General features: G+C 35.8%; 26 protein-coding genes. 2 read left to right on the top strand and 24 right to left on the bottom strand.

The features are described from left to right. Positions 1-6: 6 nt before the first annotated feature. From C7D53_RS05830 to C7D53_RS05795, 8 genes are all read right to left on the bottom strand, one after another. Complete coding sequence (locus C7D53_RS05830) at positions 7-1,377, bottom strand: amidohydrolase family protein (protein WP_228422199.1); 1,371 nt, start codon at positions 1,375-1,377, stop codon at positions 7-9. A gap of 710 nt (positions 1,378-2,087) precedes the next feature. Continuing rightward, the gene (locus tag C7D53_RS05825; protein ID WP_106915413.1) at positions 2,088-2,360 is read right to left on the bottom strand and encodes a hypothetical protein; all 273 of its coding nucleotides are present in this window, start codon (positions 2,358-2,360) and stop codon (positions 2,088-2,090) included. 294 nt (positions 2,361-2,654) lie between these two features. Further along, positions 2,655-3,044, bottom strand: coding sequence for a hypothetical protein (locus C7D53_RS05820; RefSeq protein WP_106915581.1), 390 nt, complete (start codon positions 3,042-3,044; stop codon positions 2,655-2,657). A 95-nt stretch (positions 3,045-3,139) separates the two neighbouring features. Further along, positions 3,140-5,467, bottom strand: a complete 2,328-nt coding sequence (gene bglX / locus C7D53_RS05815) for a beta-glucosidase BglX (protein ID WP_106915412.1) — start codon at positions 5,465-5,467, stop codon at positions 3,140-3,142. Positions 5,468-5,526: 59 nt separating this feature from the next. Next, positions 5,527-6,228, bottom strand: coding sequence for a carboxylesterase family protein (locus tag C7D53_RS05810; protein ID WP_106915411.1), 702 nt, complete (start codon positions 6,226-6,228; stop codon positions 5,527-5,529). 166 nt (positions 6,229-6,394) lie between these two features. After that, a complete protein-coding gene (locus C7D53_RS05805) occupies positions 6,395-7,786 on the bottom strand; it encodes a glucoamylase family protein (RefSeq protein ID WP_106915410.1) in 1,392 nt (463 codons plus the stop codon). A 74-nt stretch (positions 7,787-7,860) separates the two neighbouring features. Then, positions 7,861-9,276, bottom strand: a complete 1,416-nt coding sequence (locus C7D53_RS05800; protein ID WP_106915409.1) for a RagB/SusD family nutrient uptake outer membrane protein — start codon at positions 9,274-9,276, stop codon at positions 7,861-7,863. Positions 9,277-9,288: 12 nt separating this feature from the next. Next, a complete protein-coding gene (locus tag C7D53_RS05795; RefSeq protein WP_106915408.1) occupies positions 9,289-12,111 on the bottom strand; it encodes a SusC/RagA family TonB-linked outer membrane protein in 2,823 nt (940 codons plus the stop codon). 348 nt (positions 12,112-12,459) lie between these two features. Here C7D53_RS05795 and C7D53_RS05790 point away from each other — a divergent pair, with 348 nt between their 5' ends. Next, on the top strand, positions 12,460-13,131 hold the full coding sequence (locus tag C7D53_RS05790) for a DUF4197 family protein (RefSeq protein WP_106915407.1): 672 nt from the start codon (positions 12,460-12,462) through the stop codon (positions 13,129-13,131). A gap of 40 nt (positions 13,132-13,171) precedes the next feature. Continuing rightward, on the top strand, positions 13,172-13,477 hold the full coding sequence (locus tag C7D53_RS05785) for a DUF493 family protein (RefSeq protein WP_106915406.1): 306 nt from the start codon (positions 13,172-13,174) through the stop codon (positions 13,475-13,477). Positions 13,478-13,628: 151 nt separating this feature from the next. Here C7D53_RS05785 and C7D53_RS05780 read toward each other — a convergent pair whose 3' ends face one another. The 16 genes from C7D53_RS05780 to C7D53_RS05700 form a co-directional block, all read right to left on the bottom strand. Continuing rightward, a complete protein-coding gene (locus tag C7D53_RS05780; protein ID WP_106915405.1) occupies positions 13,629-13,979 on the bottom strand; it encodes an ArsC/Spx/MgsR family protein in 351 nt (116 codons plus the stop codon). An 89-nt stretch (positions 13,980-14,068) separates the two neighbouring features. Next, positions 14,069-14,683 carry a deoxynucleoside kinase gene (locus tag C7D53_RS05775; RefSeq protein ID WP_106915404.1) on the bottom strand — a complete coding sequence of 205 codons (615 nt, stop codon included), beginning with the start codon at positions 14,681-14,683 and terminating at the stop codon, positions 14,069-14,071. Positions 14,684-14,707: 24 nt separating this feature from the next. Continuing rightward, on the bottom strand, positions 14,708-15,673 hold the full coding sequence (locus C7D53_RS05770) for a hypothetical protein (RefSeq protein ID WP_106915403.1): 966 nt from the start codon (positions 15,671-15,673) through the stop codon (positions 14,708-14,710). 90 nt (positions 15,674-15,763) lie between these two features. Further along, positions 15,764-16,786: a glutaminyl-peptide cyclotransferase gene (locus C7D53_RS05765; protein ID WP_106915402.1), complete on the bottom strand. Its 1,023-nt coding sequence runs from the start codon at positions 16,784-16,786 to the stop codon at positions 15,764-15,766. Between the two features lie 292 nt (positions 16,787-17,078). Next, positions 17,079-17,588, bottom strand: a complete 510-nt coding sequence (locus C7D53_RS05755) for a GNAT family N-acetyltransferase (RefSeq protein WP_106915401.1) — start codon at positions 17,586-17,588, stop codon at positions 17,079-17,081. A gap of 4 nt (positions 17,589-17,592) precedes the next feature. Continuing rightward, on the bottom strand, positions 17,593-18,018 hold the full coding sequence (locus C7D53_RS05750; RefSeq protein WP_106915400.1) for an SRPBCC family protein: 426 nt from the start codon (positions 18,016-18,018) through the stop codon (positions 17,593-17,595). A gap of 236 nt (positions 18,019-18,254) precedes the next feature. Next, entirely contained in the window at positions 18,255-19,865 is a 1,611-nt protein-coding gene (locus C7D53_RS05745; protein WP_106915399.1) for a Na+/H+ antiporter, read from the bottom strand. 178 nt (positions 19,866-20,043) lie between these two features. Then, positions 20,044-21,048, bottom strand: a complete 1,005-nt coding sequence (locus tag C7D53_RS05740) for a bestrophin family protein (RefSeq protein ID WP_106915398.1) — start codon at positions 21,046-21,048, stop codon at positions 20,044-20,046. A gap of 83 nt (positions 21,049-21,131) precedes the next feature. Then, positions 21,132-21,809, bottom strand: coding sequence for a DUF2490 domain-containing protein (locus C7D53_RS05735; protein ID WP_106915397.1), 678 nt, complete (start codon positions 21,807-21,809; stop codon positions 21,132-21,134). A gap of 133 nt (positions 21,810-21,942) precedes the next feature. Next, the gene (locus tag C7D53_RS05730; RefSeq protein WP_106915396.1) at positions 21,943-22,335 is read right to left on the bottom strand and encodes a DUF1398 domain-containing protein; all 393 of its coding nucleotides are present in this window, start codon (positions 22,333-22,335) and stop codon (positions 21,943-21,945) included. A 177-nt stretch (positions 22,336-22,512) separates the two neighbouring features. Next, a complete protein-coding gene (locus C7D53_RS05725; protein ID WP_106915395.1) occupies positions 22,513-22,962 on the bottom strand; it encodes a VOC family protein in 450 nt (149 codons plus the stop codon). Positions 22,963-23,012: 50 nt separating this feature from the next. Then, positions 23,013-23,384 (bottom strand): VOC family protein, encoded by a 372-nt coding sequence (locus C7D53_RS05720; RefSeq protein ID WP_106915394.1) that lies wholly within the window; start codon positions 23,382-23,384, stop codon positions 23,013-23,015. Between the two features lie 138 nt (positions 23,385-23,522). Continuing rightward, positions 23,523-23,993 carry a hypothetical protein gene (locus C7D53_RS05715; protein WP_106915393.1) on the bottom strand — a complete coding sequence of 157 codons (471 nt, stop codon included), beginning with the start codon at positions 23,991-23,993 and terminating at the stop codon, positions 23,523-23,525. Between the two features lie 11 nt (positions 23,994-24,004). After that, a complete protein-coding gene (locus tag C7D53_RS05710) occupies positions 24,005-24,460 on the bottom strand; it encodes a DUF1569 domain-containing protein (protein WP_106915392.1) in 456 nt (151 codons plus the stop codon). 253 nt (positions 24,461-24,713) lie between these two features. Continuing rightward, positions 24,714-25,916: an ABC transporter permease gene (locus C7D53_RS05705; protein ID WP_106915391.1), complete on the bottom strand. Its 1,203-nt coding sequence runs from the start codon at positions 25,914-25,916 to the stop codon at positions 24,714-24,716. Between the two features lie 85 nt (positions 25,917-26,001). Continuing rightward, complete coding sequence (locus C7D53_RS05700) at positions 26,002-26,958, bottom strand: HlyD family secretion protein (protein ID WP_106915580.1); 957 nt, start codon at positions 26,956-26,958, stop codon at positions 26,002-26,004. Positions 26,959-26,963 lie beyond the last annotated feature (5 nt).

Below are 26,963 nucleotides of genomic sequence, written 5' to 3'. Positions count from 1 at the left end.
CACAGCCTATAAAGTATTTCTTAATTCTTTCCTTTTTTTCCAGTCAAATTTATCTTTATTGTCATGATTTCGTCTGGCTAAGTCTGACAACATTTTATCAATTTTGTTCCTGGAAACCCATTGACCATTCAAGAAAACATCGGAAATCTTTCTTGTATTCTGTATATTGTCTAAAGGATTTGCATCCAATAAAACAAGATCAGCAAATTTTCCAACTTCCACTGTTCCTATTTTATCATCAATGCCAAGCCACTTTGCAGATAATCTTGTAGAAGAATTGAGTGCTTCTTCAGGAGTGAGTCCTGCTTTTACCAAAAGTTCAATTTCATCATGAAGAGAATACCCCCACACAACACCGGAACATCCTGAATCTGTCCCGGCAAGAAGAGGAATTCCAGCTTCTTTAAAAGCTTTTACCAGACGGTTATTGAATCCTATCATTTTATCCAGATAAGCAATAAATTCAGGGCTTGATTTCTCGTGGTACTGATTTGAAGTCATCCACTTATTCTGCATTAGTGGGTGAATATACTGGAACCCTTCAAGTTTAGGTATAATATCTATAGATCTGGCTTGTTCTTCAATCCGTTTAATAACAATCAAAGTAGGTGAAAGCCAAGTTCCGTTTTCTTTTGCAAGCCTTACAAATTTCTGTATATCTTCATCGCTGTAATTCTCCGATTGCTTGGCAAGTTCTTCTGCGTGCGCAACCAGATTAAAACCGGGAACAAATACCTCTTCAATTTTGCCTTTAAATGCATCAGGAATATGGCCTACTACTTTCATTCCCTGTTTTTTTGCTTCATCGGTAATCGCTTTAAACGTTTCCACATTAAGTTCTGAATATACTTTGATGAATTCGTATCCCTCCGCTTTGGCTATACGAACGGTCTGCCGTCCATCGGAAGGAGTATTGGCTATTCTTCCTGAGCCATTTCCTCCATTAATTAATGCAGCCAGAGCAATTCGGGGTCCAATAATTTTTCCTTTTATGATTTCGTTTCTCTGGGCAAAATTTTCTACTCTCGAATTGAGATCAAATATAGTAGTCACACCATTTGCTATATAGGGCATCATAATATCCTGATTATCCACGAAGAAAGTATCTCCTTCTGTGGGGTATGGTGTCGCAAAATTAATGTCTGCCACTCCGTGAACATGTATATCAATAAGCCCAGGAATAAGCCATTTGCCTTTTCCATCAATCTTTTTTGCCGATTGAGGAATATCTCCATTAATGGAAAATATCTTATTGTTTTTAATAACCAATGTTGCATTTCTAATGATCTTTTTGTCTAAAGTCATTGCAATGATATTAACATTCTTTATAGCAATAATAGCCTGTTCATTATTTTTCTGCGCTTTCAATATGATCATAGAAAACACTGATAAAACTATTAACAAATATTTAAAACATTCCTTATTCATAGTCTGCCTGTATTAAAAATTGTACCTCAAATTCAAATATTGGTAGTTTAAATGATTTAAACAGTCTCTATATTAAGAACGTTATATGCTCCTAAATATTTTAAACCTCTACTATACCGATAAATAACAATATCATCTTTTTTAATAAGCCTGAGAATTAATGTGTTTTTATTACTACTGTGTAAATGCTATCAAATATTCTATGTCAAATACATTTGAAAATACATGAAATTAAAAATCTATAAAAATCAGAATAGGAAAATTCCTACTCATATTTGAGTTATTAAACTAGTTACTTTTTTTAATACTAATCTTTGTCATACGATACAATTGTTCCGTAGCGGAGGGGGGCAAACTGGTAGGGTTCACGGTGCGGTCATTGGAAGATATGAGCGTGAAGAAGTAAAACCTCTATTGAGATGGCGACACAATTGGCGGAAGTTTTGGAGATTTCTTTGGATTATCTCGCAGGTTCTCTCCTTTTGGAAAAAAATATCGTCTCCAAGATCCTCTACATCTAAAAACTAAAAGAGAACGACAAACAACATGTCTTCGCTCCCCTTACTGCGTTTCTCAAAAAAACTAAGTTGCAAAGCATTTTATAAACAACAAAATCACTCGCTTGAGTGACCTTTGTATTACTTAATTACAAAGTAGATTTAAATTATTTCAAGCTCGTATCCTTCTTCAAATTTCATAATATCTTGTAATAAAATGGCATCTAAAGTATCTAAATTAAAGGTAAATGCTATATAAAAATTATCATTAATAAGAACTTCATTAACTTCTGTTATGGGAACTTCTGCATTATTAATTATTAATTTAGTAAACTCTGATATGCTTTTGTCCATGTCATTTACTATTGTACCAGATATAGCTAATTTCTTTATATAGTTTAAAACAACAACTCTTTTTATTTTAAAAACATCCATATTATTTTAATTTTTGTGCATTTTTCTCAGCAAAGTCAAAAGCTGCTTAGATTTCACTAGCTACAGCCTCTTGTTTTACACCTTTCCCCTTTAAAGCACTCTTATTCAATCTATATACTTATCTTAAGTAACGCTTAATTTTATTAATTCGTTATAAAACTATCCATTTTAAGAATACAAAACCAAAAACATAACTCATTTAGAAAGAAAAAAGAGTTTTAGAGACCTATCATAAATTGTAATAATAAAAAAAGTCACCCTTTCGAGTGACTTTAATCTTTTTGAAGATTTGTTTTATTGATAGATGACAACATTGTCCTTTTTAAGCTGATACCCGCTTTTTTTGTAAGGAACCAATACATATCCATCTTTTTTCCAAGCTTTTGCTTTTCCGTTTCCTGCTCTGGTAAGAATTACACTTCCTCCCTCTGCATCTTTAACGAAAACTTCAGCTTTATTTTTGTCTTTACTGAAAATAACCGCAGCAATATAATCTCCTTTTGAAGCTACTTCTTTTAACTTGATTTTTTCTTCAAAAGTTCTTACACAGTCTTTTTTGATCTGAGAGTAAGTATATCCTGCTGACCCAATACATCCGTGAGCATCTTTATCGCCACCTAGTTTGTTTTGTGCGAATACTAAAGTACCAAGGAACATTGCGCTAAGTAAAATTGTTTTTTTCATGTTGTTTTGCATTATTATGATAACTACGCTGAGTATTATTAAAAATCATGCCAAAAAAACATAAAACACATCCCTGTGAATAACTTTCTACTTATTTATTTTGTCCAGTTTATCTTTGAGTGCTTTACCTCATCAGAGCTTGTACCGATCATAATATCAAAGTCTCCTGATTCCCAGTCGTATTTCAAGTCTCCATTGTAAAATTTCAGTTTTTCCGGAGAGATATCAAAGGTTACTTTCTTGGATTCTCCTTTTTTCAAAAATATTTTCTGGAAGCCCTTTAATTCCTTTACTGGTCTTGTAATACTACCAACCATATCTCTTATATACAGCTGAACTACTTCTGCTCCATCATAGTTTCCGGAGTTGGTAACAGTAACAGATGCCTGGATAGTCTGATCTCCTTTTGGATTGGCATTGGAAACACTCATGTCTGAATAATTAAACTTAGTATAGCTTAATCCATATCCAAATGAATATAAAGGCGTATTGCATTCATCCATATAGTTTGAGCGGAACCTTTGATATTCGCATTTATCAACCAGTTTTTGATCTAGTGGACGGCCTGTATTCTTAGCATTATAATAGATAGGAACTTGTCCTAAACTTCTTGGGAATGTCATTGGAAGCTTTCCTGATGGGTTTACTTTTCCGAAAAGAACATCTGCCATAGCATTTCCTGCTTCTGAACCCGGGAACCATGCATTTAGAATGGCATCAGGAGTATCTTTTACATTTGTTAAAGCTAATGGACGTCCTGTGAACAGAATCATAGCAATTGGCTTTCCTGTCTTTTTCAACTCGTTTAGAAGGTCTACCTGAGACTGAGGGATCGTAATTTCAGATCTTGATGAAGATTCACCACTCATTTCTGCTGATTCACCAATAGCCAAAACAATAACATCTGCTTTGTTAGCGATATCAACGGCTTCTTTTAATAATTCTTCTTTTGAACGGTTGTCTCTATCAGTTTTCTTTCCGTGAGCAGCGTAGATTTCTTCTAATTTTGCATTATAATCTATGTTTGCTCCTTTAGCAGAAAGAAATTTCACTTCTTTACCGTAGTTAGCCTGAAGTCCCTGCATTAAATTAACAGAAACGTTGTGCTTGGTAGCTACACTCCATGTTCCGGCCATATTTATCGAATTATTAACCAATGGACCGATTACTGCTACCGTTCCCGATTTCTTCAAAGGCAATACCTGATTTTCATTTTTCAGCAAAACCATTGACTGAGCGGCAACATTTCTTGCAATGCTGCGGTTTTCCATACTATACACTTCTTTTGCCGCCAATTTTGCATCACCATGTTTGTATGGATTATCAAATAATCCTAAGTCATATTTTGCTTCAAGAACTCTCTTTGCTGCGGTGTCTATCTCGGCCTGTGTAACCTTTCCTTCCGATAATGATTTTTTTAATGTTGTTAAAAAACCTTCACCTACCATATCCATATCCACTCCCGCTTTCAGGGCAAGGGCAGAAACTTGCTGCAGATCTCCCATACCGTGGTCAACCATTTCATTGATTCCGGTATAATCAGTCACTACAAATCCTTTAAATTTCCATTGATTTCTCAATACTTCAGTCTGAAGCCATCTGTTTCCAGTTGCGGGAACTCCGTCAACCTCATTGAAAGAAGCCATTACTGAAGCTACCCCTGCATCAACAGCGGCTTTATAAGGTGGAAAATATTCGTTGAACATTCTTACATGGCTCATATCCACGGTATTGTAATCTCTTCCTGATTCACCGGCTCCATACAGTGCAAAATGCTTTACACAAGCTAATATGTTTGTACCATTGGCAAGGTCTTTACCCTGATAACCATACACCATGTTTTTTGAGATTTCACTTCCAAGGTACGGATCTTCACCAGAACCCTCAGAAACTCTTCCCCATCTTGGTTCACGCGAGATATCAACCATTGGAGAGAAAGTCCAGTTAATACCGTCAGAAGCGGCTTCTTTTGCTGCCACTCTTGCAGATTGCTGTACCAGATTCATATCCCATGATGCAGCTAATCCTAATGGAATCGGGAATGTGGTTTCATATCCATGGATAACATCCATTCCGAAGATCATAGGAATTTTTAAACGACTCTTTTCTATCGCTACTTTCTGAACAGCTTTAATTTTATCTGCTCCTTTTATATTAAATAGTCCTCCTACTAATCCTTGCTCTACCTTTTTTCCAATATCTGAACTTTGAGCCATCCCGGTTGTAAAGTCTCCGGAAGTAGGAAGATTCAGCTGACCTATTTTTTCATCCAAGGTCATTTTAGATAAGAGATTATCTACAAAGGCTTTCTTTTTTGCCTGATATTGTGCAGTCTGATATGACTGTACAGGCTTGTCTACCATTTCCTGAGCGGAAAACACTGGCGAAAGTGCAATGGCTGCAAGTATAATTAACTTTTTCATAAATCTATCTTCTTAAATTATTGTTTTATTTTTTGCTAACTAAATGGATATATACCCTTCTATTTTTCTTTCTTTTTAGACATCATCCATTCATACAACTGCGGATTTGAATAAGCTGAATCCCATGAATTATGATTATCATTAGGAAAGATTATTAATTCTGCTGTTGGATTTACAGGATGAAGTTTCTGATAAAATTTGAAAGCATTATCCGGAAGAACAATATCATCCAAACCACCATGAAAGATTTTCATATTCAAATTCTTAAATTGATCGATATTAGCAGTCATAACCTGATCTGTTGGTGCGCAAACTGAAGCTACAGCAGCAAACATTTCGGGATGCTCCATAGCCAGTTTCAAGGTTCCCCATCCTCCCATTGAAAGTCCTGTAAGGTATATTCTGGAGGCATCAATTTTATATTTTTTCTGAATTTCCTTAATCAAATTATAAACAGTGACTGTATCCCACCAAACATCTGCCGGACATTGTGGTGCCAGAATAGCCACGGGTTCCTTAATCAGGTTTTTATAAGTAAAAGGACTATGGGCTTTTACTGCTTCAAGATTATTTCCTCTCTCCCCCGAACCATGAAGAAAGACGATTAAAGGAACATTCCCCTTAGTCTTTTGTGGGTAATCCAGAATGTAGGAGATCTTTTCGGATCTTTTAAATTCTTTGTTTAGCTCTGCTTTTATTTCCTGAGCACTCAGCTGTAGGGAAAATGGTAGAAGCAAAAGGAGGATGTGCTTTAATTTCATACTGCTACTAGGTTTGGGCTTAGTTTTTATTTATTTTAAATGAGCTAAACTTTAATTAAATGTTTGTGGCTCTATTTTTATCTCTCGCAAATCGCATTGATTAAGCAGGTCATTGAATTTAGGTCGTATATCAATTTTACATTATCTACTAAATCAGCTAGCTTTATTATTTGATTCCATATTTGGAGGATTGAAAGCTTAATTTCTTTAATCCTTGTTGAATTTCTGGAGCATTCATAAATAGCTTCCAAAGAAATCCTGTTCTGTAGTTTTCAACCATTGGAGCTATTGTTCCCTGATCGATAGCCAGATATCTTGGGGTAAACCAATTGTTATAGTTGATGGAAGTTGCATCATAAGGTCCTGCTGAACCTATGAACTCTGGTTTTTGAGTATACATAAATCTTAGGAAATCTATTGATTCTTTTGGGGTGTAAGGGAAGCTGCTTAAAGCTGCAGTAGGGGTTATTACTCCATTATCACTTCCTGGCATATGAGCTGTATAACCAGTACTCCCGTCTTCATTTCTGGTATATCCAGCTGTGAGTCCCCAATAGTTAGGTCCATAACCTTTCCACTGCTTTGGATTTTCAACACAGTATTTGTAATCAATAAGGGTTTGATTTTTATTGATATCAAAATAATTTTTCACTAATTTATCTGATAATCCTGTTGGATCAAGACCAATATAGGAGTATTGTGCCCAGAATAATGGGCCGCCATATTCTTCGGCGTAATTGTGTTTTACATACAGAGGTAGCCCGTATTTTGTTTTATCTGTAAGGTAGGTTCCGTTTCTGGTCCAGCCTTTATAATAGGTTTCAGCATCTATAGAATGAGTAGGTGAAGATGCTGCCAGGATATAGGTGATTAAACATTCATTATATCCTTCAAGAGGAAAGTTCATTTCCCATTGATACTCTGGTGACCAATGCCAATAAAGGACTTTTTCGCCACCTTTTGTATACCAGTTCCATTGAATCCCTTTCCAAAGTTCATCACATTTTGCGGCTAAGGCTTTTTCTTCTGCATTTCCGTTTTTAAAATATTCACGGACCATCAGTATTCCTGAGGTAAGAAATGCGGTTTCTACAAGATCTCCTCCATTGTCTTTTTTACCAAAAGGAACAGTTTTCCCGGTCTCTCCATTGATCCAATGTGGCCAAGCTCCTTTGTGACGTTCTGCCTTTCCAAGAAAATCCATAATATGGGTAAGTCTCTTTACCGCTTCTTTCCTTGGAACAAATCCTCTTTCTACGCCGACAAGAATGGTTGCCAATCCAAATCCTGACCCTCCTGTTGTAATAACATGCTTGTCATTATCAGGATAGATATTATCTTCATGATAGCGTTCTCTTCCCAGCATTGAGTTTGGTTCCGCATAGTCCCAGAAATATTTTAATGCATCTTTCTGCACTCTGTCCATCAATTGTTCATCTGTAATATTGCTTTTAACCGTTTTATTTTGGACAGCTTCAGGTTTAGCAACCTGAGCATTTTTACATGAATAGGTAAAAAATAAAGAAGTTACAGCAATTGAAAGTAGGGTCCTTTTCATTGGTATCATTGGTTTACTGGTTAATAAAGTTAGAGGAGAATTTTCACTCTCCTCTAAGCTTATAATAAGTTATTTTAGTATCCAGGGTTTTGTGTAAATACACCGGCACTTTCAGTTATTGCATCAAACGGAATTGGGAACACTTCGTTTTTCCCAACTTTGAATCCATAAGAAGCGAGTACGGTAGCAGCCTGTCCTGTTCTTACTAAGTCTACAAAACGGTCTCCTTCCATAGCCAGCTCTACTCTACGCTCGTTCCAAATTGCAGTTCTAAGAGTACCTTGAGTGGAAGCAGTAGTTCCTGCCAGTTTCGCTCTGGTTCTAACCCTATCAAGATTCGTAACGGCAGCAGCAGTATTACCAAGTTCATTAGCAGCTTCTGCATTAATCAGAAGAATTTCTGCAAATCTTAATATTCTGATATTCTGAATAGATCCATAGCCACAAGCACTCTTATTCAAAGCTTTTGGTACATATACTTTTTGGTTATAAGTAGTTACAGAGTTTGCATCCCCCATCGCAATTAAATCACCCTCCGGAGTAGTTTCCCCATTTCTAAGTATCGTAAGTTCTTTTCTGATGTCACCAGGTTCGAAAGCACTTTCAAGAGCATTTGATGGAGTAAAGAATCCCCAACCAAACTGATCTCTTACTCCCTGTACTTCAGCATACTGACTTCCTTTAAATGGAGGCATACAGTCACAGTTTACTTCAAAAACAGATTCTTTTCCAAATTCTCCTGATGGTCTGAATACATGATTGAAATCTGGATCTAAATCATACCCCATAGCCATCACCTGATTCGAAGTATCATATGCTTTTTTCCAATCTTTTTTATAGAGATATACTTTTGAAAGTAGACCTAATGCCGCTCCTTTCGTTACTCTTCCCAGCTCTGAAGCAGGATAAGTTTGAGGAAGAATTTCTGCTGCACTGGTAAGATCAGAAATAATAAAATTATAGACTTCTTCTACTGAATTTCTAGGAATTTTATAGTTGGACTGAAGCCCATCAAAAATAGGAACTCCACCGTAGATTCTTACTAGATTAAAATAAATGTAAGCTCTCAGCATTTTTGCTTCTGCAACCAATCTCGTTCTTAATGCAGAATCCATTTCAATTTTTGGAACATTCGTAATCACCTGATTACAGCTGTTTACAGCCTGCCACTGTCCAATCCAATATCCTCTTACTCCCTCGTCACTAACAGTATATGTAAAGTTATCATATACATTAATAAAAGAAGCATCTCCGGGGTTAGACCCTTTAACAACGTCATCTGCAGGTACTCCAAATACAAACTGATATGGGAATGCCGAATTTTCCCAACTTCTCAGAAAGCTATAGATAGCATTAGTTGCCTGCATAGCATCCTCTTGCGTTTTGAAAAATTCGGAAGCCTCCGTATACCCTTCTTGCTTTATGTCTAAATAATCATTGCAACTAGCTGCAAGTGATAATAATGCGATTGATAAAAATATCTTTTTCATAACTCTTTCTTATTAAAATGTTAAATTAAGACCAACAGTATAAATTGCCGATATTGGATAAATGTTATTATCCACACCCATTTGTACTCTGTCTGTATTCATGATCTCTGGTGAGAATCCTTTATATTTAAAACTTGTCCAAGGATTCTGAGCACTTACATATAATCTTAATTTTGTAATAGACATAGATTTTGCAAATGATTGAGGTAAATTGTATCCTACCTGAATATTTCTGATTCTGATATAACTTCCATCTTCTACGTAAAAGCTATTTGGTGCAATAATAGCTTGATTATTGGTTGCCATCGGATAAGCATTGGATGTTCCCTCACCATGCCATCTGTTATTATAGAAATCTAAATCCCAGCTTTCATTTCCGTAACGCTGTTCTCTGTTAAAATTGTAAATTTTGTTTCCAAAAACACCTTGAAAGTCAATAGCGAAATCAAAGTCATATACATTCATATTAAAACCAAACCCGTAAGTTCCTTTAGGAATAGGACTTCCTAAAAATGTTTTATCTCTAACATCAATCACACCGTTTCCATCAAGATCTGCAAATTTAAACCCACCAGCTTGTGCTCCATTCTGAGTAGCCCAGGCATCAACTTCTCCCTGATTCTGGAAAATTCCTGCTACCTGATATCCATAATAGGAACCTACTGCCTGACCTTCTTGTAATCTGATGATTGAATTGCCATATAAGCTAGCTCCTGCATTCAAATAAGATCCATTGAAAACAGAAGTAATCTGATTCTTCAAAGTTGTCATATTTCCATACACCCCAATTTTCACATGCTCACTAATATTAGTATCATAACTAACAGAGAATTCTAAACCTTTATTATTAAAAGAGTATGCATTGGTGATATAGTTATTCCAGTTAGCAGCACCGGAAACCATTCCCTGAACAATACCATATACTACATCCTTGGTATCTTTATCAAAATAAGTAGCATCAACTTTCAACTTGTTATTGAACAATGCCATTTCTAATCCAAAATCCTTACCTGTTGTTGTTTCCCAACCAATGTTTGGGTCAATAACATAGTCAATTGTCTGTGCAGGATATCCGGCATTTCCATAATATGCACCGGCTTCTATAATACTTGTATTTAAAGTATATGCTCTCTGAACATCAGGATTTCCAAGTTTACCCCAGCTCGCTCTTAATTTTAAAAGATTAAAAACATTCTGCTCGCTCATGAAGTTTTCTTTGGAAACAACCCATCCGGCACTAACAGCTGGGAATACGCGGTATCTGTCATTCGCTGAATACTTAGAAGTACCATCTCTACGAATAGATGCATTTACCAAGTATTTTCCATCATAGTCATAATTAAGTCTTCCAAAAAGGGATTCAATCCTATCCTGATATGGAATAACATTTCTTTCTTTTGTATCAAAACCAGTTCTATAGATATCAGTTCCGTTAGAAATATCCAGAGAAGAATTGTTACCGTTATAGTTAACATTCAAAGCTTCTGCATAAGCCTGAGAGTAAGAGTTTCTGGTTCTGGAGAAACCTGCCATCAATTCCAGATTATGTTTTCCAAAATCTTTTTTCCAACCTAATGTATTATCCCAGATATAGTTTCTGGTTCTGGAATCTCTTGTTATTAATTTATTTGGTTTTTGATCAGCAACAGGAACATAGCCAAATGTTGGAGTATACTCGTACTTATTTGAATTAATATTATCAGAACTATAGCTGATTCTTAAAGTAAAGTCTTTTAGGAATTTATATTCCCCCCAAATGTTATTCAACAGTCTTTGCTCTCTGGTCTGAGATCTGAAGAGGTCCATTTTTGCTCTGGAGTTAGGGACCTTAGCCAATGTAAAATATTGGTAGTCTCCTGTAGCCGGGTTAATTGGTGCATACACAGGCGGAGATGAGTAAGCATCCAATAATGTATTATGCACATTATCTGTACGCATCTTTGAAAAAGTGAAATTGTTCCCGATTGTGATATTATCGGTTATCTTATAACTAAGATTCACTTTAGTAGTAAACCTGTTAAAGCCACTTCCTGAATTAATACCTTGTCCTGCTGCTAAATTTCCTTCATCCTGAAGATTTCCTGCACTTACGTAATAATTTAGTTTTCCAAGATTACCTGAAGCAGAAATATCGTTAGAGTTAATGATGCTTGTTCTTAAAATCTCTTTGAACCAATCTGTATCTGCTGGAAAAGAAGACCTGCCTAGAAACACAGGATCTTTTACTTTATCATTTATTAGTTTCTCATTATACAATTGTAGATACTGATCCGAATTAACCATTTTAGGAACATTCGTTACCGTTTTAATTCCTAAATAGGAGTTAAAATTGAAAACCGGTTTTTTACCTCTTCCTGTTTTGGTTTTAATAATCACAGCACCGTTAGATGCTCTTGCCCCATAAATTGCCAAACTCGAAGGATCTTTCAGTACACTCATGGATTCAATATCCTGAGGACTTAAGAAAGAGATATCGTCAGTAATCATACCATCAACAATAAAAACAGTTTTACCTGTTAAAGAACTTATCCCTCTGATATCTACCCTGGGTGAAGCTCCCGGCGCTCCGGAATTCAATACCTGTACACCAGATAATCTTCCTTGGATAGAGCTAATGGGATTGGCATTAGGTTTATTTGCTAAATCTTTAGCAGAAACGATCCCGATACTTCCGGTCACATTTTCCTTTTTCTGAGACCCATATCCAATCAAAACTACCTCTTCGATTTTTTGCTCTTTTGCAGCAGTATCTTTAGGGGTTGTCTGGGCATTGACATTCATACCAAAGTATAGAACAGCAATGAGACATGAGTACTTTAAGTTACTTTGTTTCATATAGTTTCAATTTTATTCGTACAATCAATCTTTATTAATGTTTCATTTGGAAGCAATTTATTTTCTCAAAAGAAGACATTAGCCAAAAATATAAAAAAAATCGAATCATGTTAAAATATCTTAAAAATTTAAAAACAACCCTATTTTATTATATAAAAACACATAATAAATCAATATAAATAAATAATAACACAAAATAATTATCAATTCTCAAACATATCATCAATAAAGAAATAAGATTTTTGCCAAAAAAAAGAACCAAATAACACTCCAACATTTAATATTTTGTTAAATAGATAATAGTATTTACCTTTGGTGCAGTTTTTGAAAAAAGCAATAAAAAGATCAATGAAAAAATATATCATTGCAGCCGCTCTTATCATTGGAACCGGTGCTGTTATTACTACTACCGTACAATCCTGCACTACCCTTGCCACTTCGGACATGGGGCTTTCCATTATCAAAAAAATGCTACTCAATGGTATTGATAAAGGAATGGGAGTATATACCAACAAGGAAGCCTTTTTACAGAATAATATGGTAGACAAGGCACTTCCGAAAGAACTTAGGGAGATCAACTCTATGCTGGAAAAAATTGCTCCGTCATTGGTAGCCAAAGAAAGAGATTATATTGCACAGGCAGCAGCCTATACAGTAAATACTTCAAGGCCTATCCTACAAGGTGCTGTAAACAGTTTAAATGCCCAGGATGTCACCAGAATCATTCAGGGAACTACAGCAACGCAAATTCTGAAAGAGAAGACATCTGATCAGCTTATTGCTGCCATTGCTCCAAAAGTGGATGAGAAACTAAATGAATATGGCATTGTGAAAACAATTAACACCGCTTTATCCGGAAGTAATTTTCTGGGTAGTCTTCTGGGAGGAAATAAAAACACTGTAAATGCAGGTGGACTAAGCCAGCTGGCTTCTGAACAACTGGTAAGTGGTCTCTTTAATATTATTGAAGATTACGAGCACGAGAACTCCAAATCCCTATTAGGACCATTTGGAAAATAAGAAAAATTTCGTTATATTTATATTATATTAATAATTGCAGATGGATATATTACAAGGAAATCAACACGCTAGTCCTGAAGATTTCTATAAGTCTTTAAAGGAAAAATTGGAAGATCATCATGATTTTCCGGAGGATTATTTATTTAAATTTATCATCCCTACAGACCAGGCAAAACTTACTGAAATTTATGGAGTTTTTGATGGTATTAAATTTACATTGGGAAACCGCGAAAGCAAAAATGGAAAATATACAGCCTGTAACATCAATGCATTTGTATTGGATGCCAATCAGGTAGTGAATATTTATAAAGAAGTAGCAAAAATAGAAGGCGTTATTCTATTGTAAAATTAAAAGGCTGTCCGGCAACTGACAGTCTTTTTTATTTCAGATTCTGAATTTCAATAGAAATCAATTTTAGCCCGTTAAAATATTGCAAATAATAAAAATGGCCGTTCCAATCTTTGAAACGGCCATTTTTTATCTTTATGTAGCTTTATTATTTTTCAATAAAGAACTTTACATTTTCAATAGGTCTTCCCAGCATTGCCACAGAACCTTTCACAATGATAGGTCTTTGAATCAGAGAGGGGTTTTCTGACAAAATTTTAATCCATTCTTCTTCAGAATAATTTTTATCTGCGTAATGATCGATGTACAGCTTATCTGTCTTACGAATGATATGGAAAACACTTTGATTAAGCTTCTTCAATACCGTTTTAATCTCCAAAACACTCAATGGGTCCTCTACGATATTAATGATCTCAAAAGACACTCCGTTTTCATCAAGATACTCTAATACAGCATTTGATTTTGAACAGCTTCCGTTATGTAAAACCTTAACTACCATTTCTAAATTATTTAAAAAAATTAAACTTGCTTACAACAAATTTAATAAGAATTCAATGGATGTTCTCTTAATAGTCTGATAAAAATTTGTTAAAACAAACCGTGAAGTTCTGCTTCTATCTTTTCAAGAATTAACCCAAAATCTTCAGGCTTTTCAACAAAATCCAGATCATCAACTTCAATAATTAAGAGCTTTCCTTCCGTATAATTGGAAATCCATTTTTCATATTTTTGGTTCAGTTTTGAAAGATATTCAATACTGATTGATGCTTCATACTCTCGCCCTCTTTTGTAGATTTTCTTTACCAGATTGGGAACATCTGATTTTAGATAAATCAAAAGATCAGGAGCTGAAACAAACGTCTTCATCAGATTGAAAACTGACGAGTAATTATTAAAATCCCTGTCAGAAAGAAGATTCATATCATTTAAGTTTTCTGCAAAAATATGTGCATCTTCATAAATGGTACGGTCCTGAATAATGTTCTTACCACTTTCTCTGATTTCTTTTACCTGACGGAATCTGCTTCCCAAGAAATATACCTGCAGTGCAAAACTCCACTTGCTCATATCTGAATAAAAATCCTCCAAATAAGGATTGTGATCTACATCTTCAAATTGTGCGTCCCATCCGTAATGCTTAGAAAGCATAGTGGTTAAAGTTGTTTTTCCTGCTCCAATGTTTCCTGTAACTGCAATGTGCATATTCTTTTTCCTTGTATTTACTGATTAATTGATAAGTTTTTCCACGCCTACAGTTTGAACTTCGGATACCTCTTGAATCAAATTTTCCAACGTATTGTCGGAAGTTTTTCTTTCAGCATCACCCTCATTTGGTTTTTTATCCTTATTTTCTACAGGTATTTCTGTAGATTGCGGAGGTATTTCCGGCTGAGGTTCCTGTTGTTTTTGCTGGCTGGCTGCCTTTACTTTTTCAAGACTGTAAAGATAGAGTTTGTTCCCATTGATTTCAAAATAAGAAAGGATGTTTTTATCCACAATTTGTGCTTCAGGATCTTCAAAAATGGTCACCATCCCTTTTTCAGGAACATATTTGAGGATAGAATTATTGGCAATAACCAAAATGCTATCATTTTCTCTTCTAAAGCGTTTTCCATTATCTATAGGGGCCTCAAACAGCTTTTCAAACTTAAGGCTATAGATTCTGATGTGCTTTTTTGTAAGGATATAAACTTTGGTTTCGTAAACCAGTAGATCCGTTAAATCTTCAAAACTGATATCAAAAGGAAATGAGTTGATCGTAGTTTCATTTCTGAAATTATACTGTATCAAACGTTTTGTGCTGTCATCCAATAGCCAAATCTGCTGCAAATCTTCAACGTAGGCCATTCTGATGAAGCCAAATTTCTGCTTAAAATCAAGCCGCTGGATTTCATTCATATTTTGATCTACAAATTTCATTTCCTGAGCATTTTCAGAAAACAAAGGGACATTCAAAGGATTTTGAACGCTTTGAACTTTATAAGGAACTGTAAGCATCATTTTACCAATCTGCTTCCCAAGGGAGTCATATTTGGTAAAACTGAAGTCCTTATTTTTGTAGATATATAGATTTCCGTAGTCATCGGCAAGCATATCCTTTGCTTCCTTCAGTTTTAAGGTATCTAAAGGGAGTACTTTCTGCGCCGCAGATGAGCAGAAAATAAAAATGCATATCAGATAGAGTAATCTCAAAATTCTTTTTACTAAGATAGCGCTCCTTCTGGAACGCTACCAATTTACATACTTTATTTTATTCGGATAGAAATTGTTATAAAACTTTTCCTATTTAATAGCAACTTCATAAATCTTTGGCCAGTTTTTACCTGTTACCAGCATATTTTCTCCTTTAAATGCAATTCCGTTCAGTACATCATCACTTCCTTTGGTATTTTGCTTTGCGATTTCTGTAAAGTCAAATGTACCTACCACTTCTCCGTTAGCAGGATTAATCTTTAGGATGATTGGCTTTTGCCATACGTTGGCATAAAGAAACCCATTGTGATATTCCAGTTCATTAAGTTGATCATAAGCCTGAGCGCTTCCCGCCACAGCAATGTATTTAATCAGCTTTGAAGGGTCGTTAGGATCAAGAAAATACAATAGTTTGCTTCCGTCAGATGCAATCAGGTTCTTTCCGTCATACGTTAATCCCCAACCTTCACCTAACACATTTGGATAAGCAAATTCTGAAAGAAGCTTTAATGAACTCTTGTCATACACATATCCTTTCTTGCTTTGCCATGTCAGTTGGTATACTTTGTCTCCTACAATAGTGCTTCCCTCAGAGAAATCCTCGGCTGCCTGCTTAGTAGAAGCCAAAGGAGTTGTTGTACCCAGCGTATATTTTAAGATCTGTGAAGAACCGTTTTGTCCGTCACTTTCATAGATTGTATTTCCTTCAGCCTGAAAGCCCTGTACAAAGTTCTTCGGATCATGAGGATATTCCGCTACAATCTGATAGGAAATGTTTTTCTCAGGATTCTTTGCAAATACATTGATGGTTGCATCCTGATTCAGGACTTCTCCTCCTTTTGTTTTGATATTAAAAGTTACAGCATTATCACCCAGTGTAAAAAACTTAGGATCAATGGTTAAATCTGTTGTTTCCTTATCTCCAAAACTAATGGTTACGCTTTCTGCATTCTCTGTTACCTCTTTAGGAAGTTGCAGTTTATCACCAAAGTGATATCCTTTTGTTTCCATTGAATTATTATAGTTATTCAATGTATTAAGAATCTCTTTATCCTTATTACAAGAAGCCAGTAATAAAATCGCTGCGAAACCTGCTATTATATTTTTTCTCATTGATAATCTAAATATTTCCCCAAAAATAGCAAATTTTATTCCGTATTGCCAATATTATCCCCAGGTTCACCAAATTGTAGTATATATCCGTTGTTGTCATATAGGGTAAATTCCCTCATTCATCATTCAAAAGTTTCAATTTCATAGCAAATTTTGGTCTTTGTTTTCAGATCTTCCTATAATTCATCCATTTTATCTGCATTGAAACAAAAACCGAGAGCATGGATATAAAATACTGTTGCTTCATTTAGATTTTCTGCCCAAAGCCTGGGACGAAGTCTGGTAAATTTGCTTATGCTCTTTGCTCTTCAAAGGTGTTTTTATGAATCTTCATATTGAGAGAAACCCAGATTTCATTATCTATTTTGGCTTCATTCTTAATATCCGGATCTGTGGTAAAGCCAACTTTTTTGTAGCATTCAATCGCGCCGGCGTTCCAGTCGTATACATTCAGTTCTGCCAGATCCCTATCGAAATGATTAAACCCGTATTTTAAGAGTTCCTGCATCACTTTTTTTCCGTATCCCTTTCCCCGATTGTTTTCATCCCAAATCAGGATTCTTCCCAGGAGAAATGTTTTTTCCTTTAGAAATATCTGGGCGTGACCAATGATATTATGATTGGTGAGATCAATTATTTTGAATAATGTTCTGTTTTCATCGGCTAAGTCATCCGCAAGCTGGTCTTCCGTGAGAGGAAAATGATACTTAGGTCCTGCAAACTGAAGAAGCGCTTTTTCATTCTTAATTTGTGAAATGAGTGTTGGGGCATCAACTATGGTAAAAGCCTGTAATTCTATCATCTTATTATTTTTCCAGATATTGTTTTAGGCTTTGCCCTAAAATAGAGTTCCAGCCTCCTGTAAAATTTTCTCTCGAAAAGCCATCTCCTAAGTCCTTGAAGTTTTCAATATCTTCATGGGTTAATTTTACTAAAGTTCCACTATCTTCTGGCTGGAGTTCCCAGGTTACCGTTGTTTTAAGATCTGAAAAATCGGGGTAAGCCCAAGTGTTCTTCAATTTTTTATTGGGAATAATTTCAAGAATCTCGCATTGGTGATGGTATTTGTTCTCACCTCCGGGTTCATAGAAATTAAATATATTTCCTACTTTTAATTCAAAATCAAGGATATCAAAATACCAGGATTTCATTTCGTTTTGATCTGTCAATGCACTCCAAATCTTTTCGAATGGAGCACTGATCTTATACTGAACAATGATGGGTGTATTCATATTATTAAAGTATTTTCAACCACAAAAGCCACAAAAGATTTTAATGGCTAAGTTACTTTTAGAGTTAATATTCTTACTATTGAAAAGACCACTTAAGTTTTGAAAATCTATCCACTTTCACTTTGTGAGCCCTATGCAAGTTAACCTTAATTTTAGACTTAGTTAAATCCTTTTGTGACTTTTGTTGTATTTTTTAATAGGTACAAATACCTTTTACAAAAATGTTCAATATATTATCAATGTGAAAAACCAGTGATCTTTGCTTCATCAAAATCCAACTGCATTTCAATGGTTCTCATCACATGATCATCAAATATTTTCTCTCGTTTCATTCTATGCAACTCATTTCTCTGTGCCTGGATAATCTGGCGTAAGACATCTTTATTTTCGTTAATTGCTGACACATAATCTCCTGTGGAAGCCATGCATTGGGCCTTATCTGCCATCAGCATCATTTCATTTTCGAGCTTATGTTTTTGGTGACGTACAAGGCTATTAGATACAGCCAGCTCAGAAAAGTCATTATCTAATTTATGCAAAGCTGTTTCTTTAAGTTTTCGCATCAAGATTACTTCCTGTTTTTCCTCCGGTAATTCACTTCCTGCATCTTGTATGTTTAATAGCTTTAGAATCGGGCTAAGTAATAATCCCTGCCCAACCAGTGTAATCAATATAATAACGAAGGTTACAAATAAAATGATATTTCGGTGTGGAAATGCTTCTCCATTGGGTAAGAAAGCGGGAATAGACAATGCAGCTGCCAATGAAACAACGCCTCGCATTGCTGCAAAACTGATGATAAAAGGTTCTCGCCAGTCCGGTTTGGGAACTTTTAACCTCAGCTCCTTGGAGCAAAGTCTTGGAAAATACATGAGGGCATAACTGTATATGATTCTTGTTCCGATAATAGCTCCTCCAATGACAACACTATAGAAAATTCCTTCTGAAATAGTATAATCTGTAAGTCCTTCAACTACAATTGGCAATTCAAGGCCAATCAGAATAAAGATGATGGTATTCATCAGAAATATAAGGACACTCCATACGTTTCCGGACTGTATTCTTGAGGTATGGCTCAGGTAGCAATGTGAATTGTAGGACATTAATAGCCCTCCTGCAACTACAGCCAATACCCCTGAAAAATGGAAATGTTCTGCTCCAACATACATGATGTAAGGAACAATAAGTGTGATAACAGTATCAATATTGGAGTTGGTAGGAATAATTCTTAACAACGCCCCAAATGAAAATCCTACTGCTACTCCAATGGCAATTCCTCCAACGGCCATGGTAAAGAAATCCTGAACAGCATCTCGCCAGATAAACTGTCCTGAAATAACGGCTGCCAGGGCAAATTTAAATACAATTAAACTGGATGCATCATTAATTAAGCTTTCTCCCTCCAGAATATTGGTGATTTTCTTAGGAATCTTCATATGCTTAAGAACGGAAGTAGCTGCTACAGCATCCGGCGGAGAGTTTACTCCTCCCAGCAGAAATCCCATTGCCAACGTGAGCCCGGGAATAATAGAAGATGAAAGGTAAGCTACTACGATTGATGTTAAAAACACCAACCCAAACGCCATAGAAAAGATCTGTTTTCTCCATTTATGAAAGTCCTGCCATGAAGTAAACCATGCTGCTTCAAACAAAATAGGAGGCAGAAAAATAAGAAATACGAGATCAGGCTCTATCTCAACTCGCGGCATTCCCGGAACAAAGCTAATCAGTAGCCCTGCAATCACAAGAAAGATTGGATAAGCCACCTTAAGTTTTTGTCCAATCATTACCAATATCATTACAGACAGTAATACTACAATGGATATTATAACATAGCTGTGAATCATTTTGATTTAGTTTTTTTAAGTATTATTTTTTTATTGTTAGAACTAAAAATTTCGAAAAAAAATTGGCTAAGGCAAAAACATTTTTTTATTTAAACCTTATAGCTTTCTTTTTTATCTCACGCAGATTTGGCAGATAATGCAGATTTACGTTAGACAATTTTTTTTTTATCTTTTAATTTTAAAGTACAATGTTGTTTTTCGGAGTAATAGCTGGCGGCAGGTCCGTTTCATCCAGCATATCTCTCATATCAATCTCTATGGTACGGCTGATTTGGGTGATAGGAACATCATTCGGGCTTCCTTCAAAAGGGTTAACTGATGCTTCTCCTACGCTGTCTAAAGTATGAAAGCACCATGTTACCAGCAATGAGAAAGGAATATTAAACCAAAGCGTCCACCCTTCTACCATAGTTCCCTCTCCTAGTTTGTCAAATTCTTTTAATAGTCCAAAAGGCACAAAAACAATGAACAATAACAAAAGATAGGTTGTGATGGAAGAAAAGTTTCTTGGATAGGGAAAGTTCTTAATCCTTTCGGCTTTCCCCTGACTATCGGTAAACTTCACCAATTGCTGATTGATCTGTGTCCATTGAAAGTCATTGATTTCTCCTTTTTCATAGGCCTCAGACAATTCTTTGCTTTGGCTGGCCATCAATTGTGTTGCTCTGTTCTTTTTGCTTAAGATATATTGAAGTTCTGGCTCAGAAAGGTATTTTTCCAACTCATCATCGAGCTTTGAAAGACGTTCCGGAATATCATATTTTCTCGCATATTCATCAAACTGAGATGTTCCGGTATTCTCCCAAACTCTTGGTTCTCTAAGCTGAAATCTAAGGGCGGTAAGCCACGCATAATGACGGAGAAACATTGTTTTTACTTTGTTTGAGTCTTTTGCAGCAAGGGAATCTCTCAGAATATATCCAAAGCTACGGCTGTCATTGATAATGGCTCCATAAATTTGTCTGGCTTCCCAAAGCCTGCTGTAACTGGCATTATTTTTAAATCCTACAATAAAAGCGACCGCAGTACCCATGATTGCAATGGGCTGCCAGGGCACAGAAACGAATTTCAGTCCCAAAAAGTACAGAACTGTAGGAATGGCTGCCAGTACAACTAAGGCATAAATGCTTCGCCGAGTCCAGCTGATAAATTCGCGCGCTCCAAATCTTTTTCCTGAATGCATATGTGTTATTTTTTGTGTTAATTATTTAATGATGTTTTTCGAATAATGTTTTTCATCAGGGCATTCAGCGGAAACAGTGGGGATTAGTTTTTAGTAAACGGAATATTGTTGTAAAAACCAATCTGAATCTGTCCTCTATTCCTGTTTTCCTGAATCTGGTTCATATATCCTGCTTCAATTCGCATGTTTTTATTAATGACGTATCCCAGGGCTCCATATACTCTGTTTCTGTCAAAAACAGGGCTATTAAAATGCAGGAAAATCTCGTTGTATACAGATGCATATAGTGTTTTCGGCAGCATTTCTTTTTGGGTGATCGGAATATTCAAACCTAGCATATAACGGAATCTCATTCTGAAATCATCTTCCAGAAAACGTTCTTCCAAGCGATAGCGGTGTTGAATATTAAAACGTCCAAACTTCTGTTTTGTGATATACTGCTGGAAGATCCTGTGCTCTATATTTTCTCTTTTTTCACCGTTTGCATAAGGCTGGCTCAGAATAAATCCATATCCCAACAACACATTATTATTGTTTTCTGTAAGATCATATCCAATTCCTGTGCGGATTAAAAGCTGTTCAAGATCTCCAATACCATCAAAATTTCTATACTGAACCTCATTGTGCCAGTTGAGCTTCTTACTGATCTTATTATTCCCGAAATACATATACCAGGCACCCAGATCACTTTTTTGTGCAAATGTAAAAACGGATCCCAGACCCAATACTGTAAATGCCAACTTCGTAAAAACCTTTCTCATGTTTATCAATTACTATTATCTATCGTTTTTAACAAAATTAATATTTTAAATCAATAATAGCAAGTGATATTTTAGGATGGGGCAGATAGAAGTTTTATATTAAGCCACTTTAAATCTGATACTTTAGATTATTTCATCCGGGAATCTGCTCTATCAGGATATCTTCGCGCTGTTTGTTAAAGTAAGTACAGGTCATTGCTTCCAGATTCATCACCCATCCTTCAATCCCGTTTTCTGCACAGTCATTGCAAAAGGTTATATAATCTGTTCCTCCTTGCTGATGGAGCTTTAATCTTAGTTTAAAATTTTCAAGGTTTACTTTTTCTGAAACAACAAGGGTATCATATTTACTTCCTGTCTGGGCAGACTGATTATCGGTATCAAAATATTCAGTGTTCCCATTATCAACATAGGCTGTATAGTGAGAAACTCCCAGTTCTTTTATTGCTTTAATGTAGTGAGGAAAGTCTGCACCGCTTTTAACCTTTTGATGTTCTGCTTTAATGTCGTTAATTGTAAATTTCATCTTTATATTTTTTTAATTGTTATTTTTTATATCATAAGAATGGAGATGCTTTATGGCAAAAAATCATTCTTAGCTCAAATTTAATTTTTTTTGGAATGCAAATGTATTATCAAATAAAAAACCGACAGTATAACTGCCGGTAAATTGTAACTATATATTACATACAAAATATTAATCTTATGGATGCTGCTGCATTTTAGCAGGATCGTCATAGTTTACCATCCAGTTGATTCCAAATTTATCAGTAAACATTCCAAAGTAAGCTCCCCAGAAAGTATCTGCCATTGGCATGGTCACCTGTCCGCCTTCAGAAAGCCCATTGAATATTGTTCCTGCTTCTTCTTTAGATTCTGCATTTACAGAAATTGAAAAGTTGTTTCCAGCCTGAAAATTGGAAGCCCATTCTCCACCTGTGTCACTTCCCATTAATATTGTTTCTTTAGAAATCGGAAGACTTACGTGCATAATTTTGTCTTTATCTCCCTCAGGAGTTTCTTTCCCTTCCATTGGAGGCATTTCTCCGAAAGTTCCGATGTAAGGATATTCTCCTCCAAAAACTGACTTATAGAAATCGAATGCTTCTCTGCAGTTTCCATTGAATGTTAAATAAACGTTTACTGATGCCATGATTGTTTTTTATTAGTTAAGTTTTAATGAGTATTGCTGTAAGCAGATCTTTATCTGTGCTGGTCTATCAAGATCATGTTGCCATCCGGATCTTTCAGGTAGATATGCTCCGGTCCTGAGGTTGTTTCGTCAGCCTCCTTGTCGATTTCGATGCCATCTTTCTTTAGGCGTTTTTGAATCTCACGTACGTCATCAAAGGATTCAAGATTTTGTGCATTTTGATCCCATCCCGGATTGAAAGTAAGCATATTTCCGTCAAACATTGCCTGAAAAAGACCTATCAGAGTAGACCCGTTTTTCATGATCAGGTAGTTTTGCTCTGTACTTCCCGCCATTGTTGTAAAGCCTAGTTTTTCATAAAAATCCTTGGACTTTTGAAGATCTTTTACACTTAAGCTGATTGAAAATGCTCCTAGTTTCATATGTATTGTTTAAAGTTGAAGTTAACGTTAAGGCTAAAAAGACGATCTCTTTTTAGTAATGATATTGATGGGTAAGGTTATTCAATAAGGATATAGACCTGATAATGCCTTTAGCGAGATGGGTTCTCTTTGTTCCGGTTAATTATTTTTCAAACGAGTTTTGAAGTCCAGGGTTCCATCATAGCTTTTCCAGTCTCCTATAAGTTCTATATATTGTCCTTCGATTTTCTCTGTTTTCCTATTCCATTTGAAATTATAAACAAATCGTCCCTTAAAGGCTCCTGAATGCTTTCCTTTATTCTCTTCAGACAATTCATATTCTCCAAACAAAGTTCCCTGTCTCTTAGAGTCCTTATATTTTAAAATGGTAATTTTCCCTTCAAATTTCACATAATTGGTATCTACGAGAGAATATCCCGAAACAAAATATTCCTGATCATTTTTTTTATTCTGTTCAGAAACATTGATTTTAAGTTTCAGTTCTTGCCCCTTATTCCCAATTGTTCCTATATAAGGTTTGCTGTTGTTCAGCCATGTATTTGAGATATCAGGCATCTGCCCCAAAACAAAATTGGCGGCCAGTAGGAAGATCAATAAAAATTTTTTCATACAGTGTGTTTTTATACTCCAAATTGAGCCAGGTGATGGTTAAGATGCTTTGCAAACATGTTATTCCATTCCTGAGAATTTAATTTTCCGAAAGAGAAAGATTCTTTACCATCAAAAGCTTCTGCTCCTAATTGTTGAGTCTTTTGAATAAAGCCTATCAGTCTTACTTTTTCTTCTTCAAAGTTCTTTCTTCCTGTTACTAAAAACTGAGGTGCAGTTGGAGAATCTCTTGGGTATGCCTTTTCACCTACTACTTTAGGCTTTACGAAGGTCTTTAAAATAAATTTTGCGATGGATCCCGGTTTTTTATGTTTCTCCGGTTCGTATATCATTTCATAGGTTACAGAACAGTGAGCCAGCATCTGATCAACTGTCATTTTCCCCCATAATCCATGCGTGTCTTCTATAAGTCTGTTTATTCTATCAATATAGTTTTGAGCATCTTTTGCGTCAAATACATTTTCCATATACTTTCTAATTAACTATAGACAAATATATCAGTTTTTTTGTTTGATTTTATATTGAGATGAATATTTCGTTACAAGGTTTTCGTTTCATGTTTGAAACTTCGAAAACAAGAGAGGTTTGAGAAATCCAGTAGCCTTTAATGAATAAAAAATAAAGCTTTGATGATGAGCCATAGCTAATATTCTCCGCTTGTTTTTCACAAGGGGAAAATCCTTCGATAAAGATGCTATCCTTTTTTGCAGGTAAAGGCACTTATTCTTCTTCGGAAGTCCTTTCCACGGCAATTTCTTGCGGAGCTGCTTTTTTGAAGATAAACCAAAGCTTGATTTTTAAAGCAATCCATCCTATAATGGCATACACCACCAAAAGAACGCTTAAGTGTTTCAAATACGGGAAAGTAAGTTCTACAGATCCTTTTTGAATCAATAAAATTTTAAAGGCCTGTAAAAAGGGAGTTAACGGAATGATATTGGCGATAAACTGAACAAATGCAGGCATCGCATTTAAAGGCCATGTAAAACCACTGATAATAAAGGCTGGAGATGCTATTACCATAAGGATCTGTGTTGCCTTCAATGCATCCGGAATCAATATACTGATGAATACCCCCAGAAATGAAGCTGAGCCTACAAAAACGGCTGTCAGAAGAATAAAGTTAAGTATTCCCTCCGGCATCGGAACCCTGAAAATCATATGCATAAAGTAATAGATTCCTACAATCAAAATAGAAGATATCCAGATTGGGATCACCTTGATAAGCATGGTTGGGAAAGCCCATTTTTTCATTTTTCTGTATTCCTTCACAAAAGATCCTCTTTCAAATTCAGCGGCAAAACTTACAGCCATTGCCAGCAAAATAACCTGTTGCAGTACCACTGCCAGCATCGCAGGCCACATAAAGATAAGGTAGTTTCCGGTGGTATTGAAAAGAGTAATATAGTTGGCTTTGAAAGGCTCATATTGTGTGGCAGCCTTTGCTGCAGGCATTCCTGCTTTTTGCAAGGCCTTTATGGATGCTCCGGCAGAAAATGTTCCTATGGTAAGTTGTAATGCCTTGGAAGCAAAGTTCGCCGTCAAAACATTTCCTGTATTGATGTAAACATTCAGTTCAGGGTATTTTTTCTGAAGCATATCTCCCTCAAATCGGGATGGAATGATCACAACAGCTGCTGCTTCATGTCTAATGACTTCATCTTTTATGCTCAACGGCTCCTGAACGTATTTGATAATGCTAATGCTTTTATTATCATCCAGCATTTCTGTTAATTGGTTGGACAATGGTGTATTATCCCTGTCAATAACCAGTACAGGTGTATTTTCCACTTTTCCGCTTTTGTAGACAAACCCCAGCAAGGTTGCATAAAAAACCGGTGCCAAAAAGAACACGGTTCTTAAGGTAGAATTGCCGATAAAAAGCTTGAACTCACGTTTTAAAAGACGGAAAAATTCTTTCATCTGTATATTTTAATATTTTAAATGCCAGATGGAGTCTCATTCATATTTTTTTATGAAGCAAAGAACCATCATGTTTCGTTTCAGATTATTTCAGGATTACATTAGCATTCACCAAAAGGCTTTTAGCTTTATTCATATCCTTAGGTTTTACCTTAATTTCGTAGATCGCATCCTGCAGCTGGTAGTCAGGATAAGCAGTGGTAATATCTGCATATCTTGTCAACTGTTTGATATAAACAACGCTTCCCTCCAGATTCTCTTTGTTATAAACCACCCGCATATTAACATTCTGGCCTTTTTTATATTTTGAAATTGCACTTTCAGGAACCGTAAATCTGAAGTAAGTACTTTCAGGAATATACCCGTTGAATAGAGCAAAACCAGCTGTTGCAAGTTCACCAGTATTCAGGCTTATGGTTTCTATATCCATATCATTGGTGGCAATGATATATCTTTCAGAGTATGCTACATTAGCTTCCTGCAAAGCTCCTTTAGCCTGGGAAGCCTGTCCTGCAGCCATTTCTACCTTTTCAAAACGCGTTCCGCGATTCACGTCATCCAATTCTGCTACCACCGCATCGTATTGAGCCTTTGCCCCTTGAAGTTTTGCATACACCTCATCGTGGGCCTGTGGAGACATTAGGCTGTCACGGAACATATTATTGGCTCTTTTGTAGGATTTTTGCGCAAAGTCATATTGCTCTTTCAATCCTTTATATTTTGCCTGAAGCTGTCTCAATTGGTCTGGTGTAGCTCCATTTTTTGCCATTTGTTCTTGGGCTGTAGCAGCATTTACGGCACCTTGGGCCTGTGCTATTTTAGCAGAAACCTCCGGAACGTCAAGTTGTGCCAGTGTATCTCCTTTCTTTACAGTTTGTCCTTCGGAAACATATATTTTTACAATTCTTCCGGTAACCTTTGGGGCAAAAGAAATAACATCCTTTTTGGTCTTTCCTTCCGGTTCCTTTATTTTTTCATTTTTTTTGTCGCAGCTTCCCAATAAAAACAGAGAAGCAATGAGTACAGCTATATTTTTATGCATCATTT

This window comes from Chryseobacterium aurantiacum, from assembly GCF_003020585.1.
Classification (GTDB): Bacteria; Bacteroidota; Bacteroidia; order Flavobacteriales; family Weeksellaceae; genus Chryseobacterium; species Chryseobacterium aurantiacum.
This window is presented reverse-complemented; position numbering and strand designations above follow the sequence as displayed.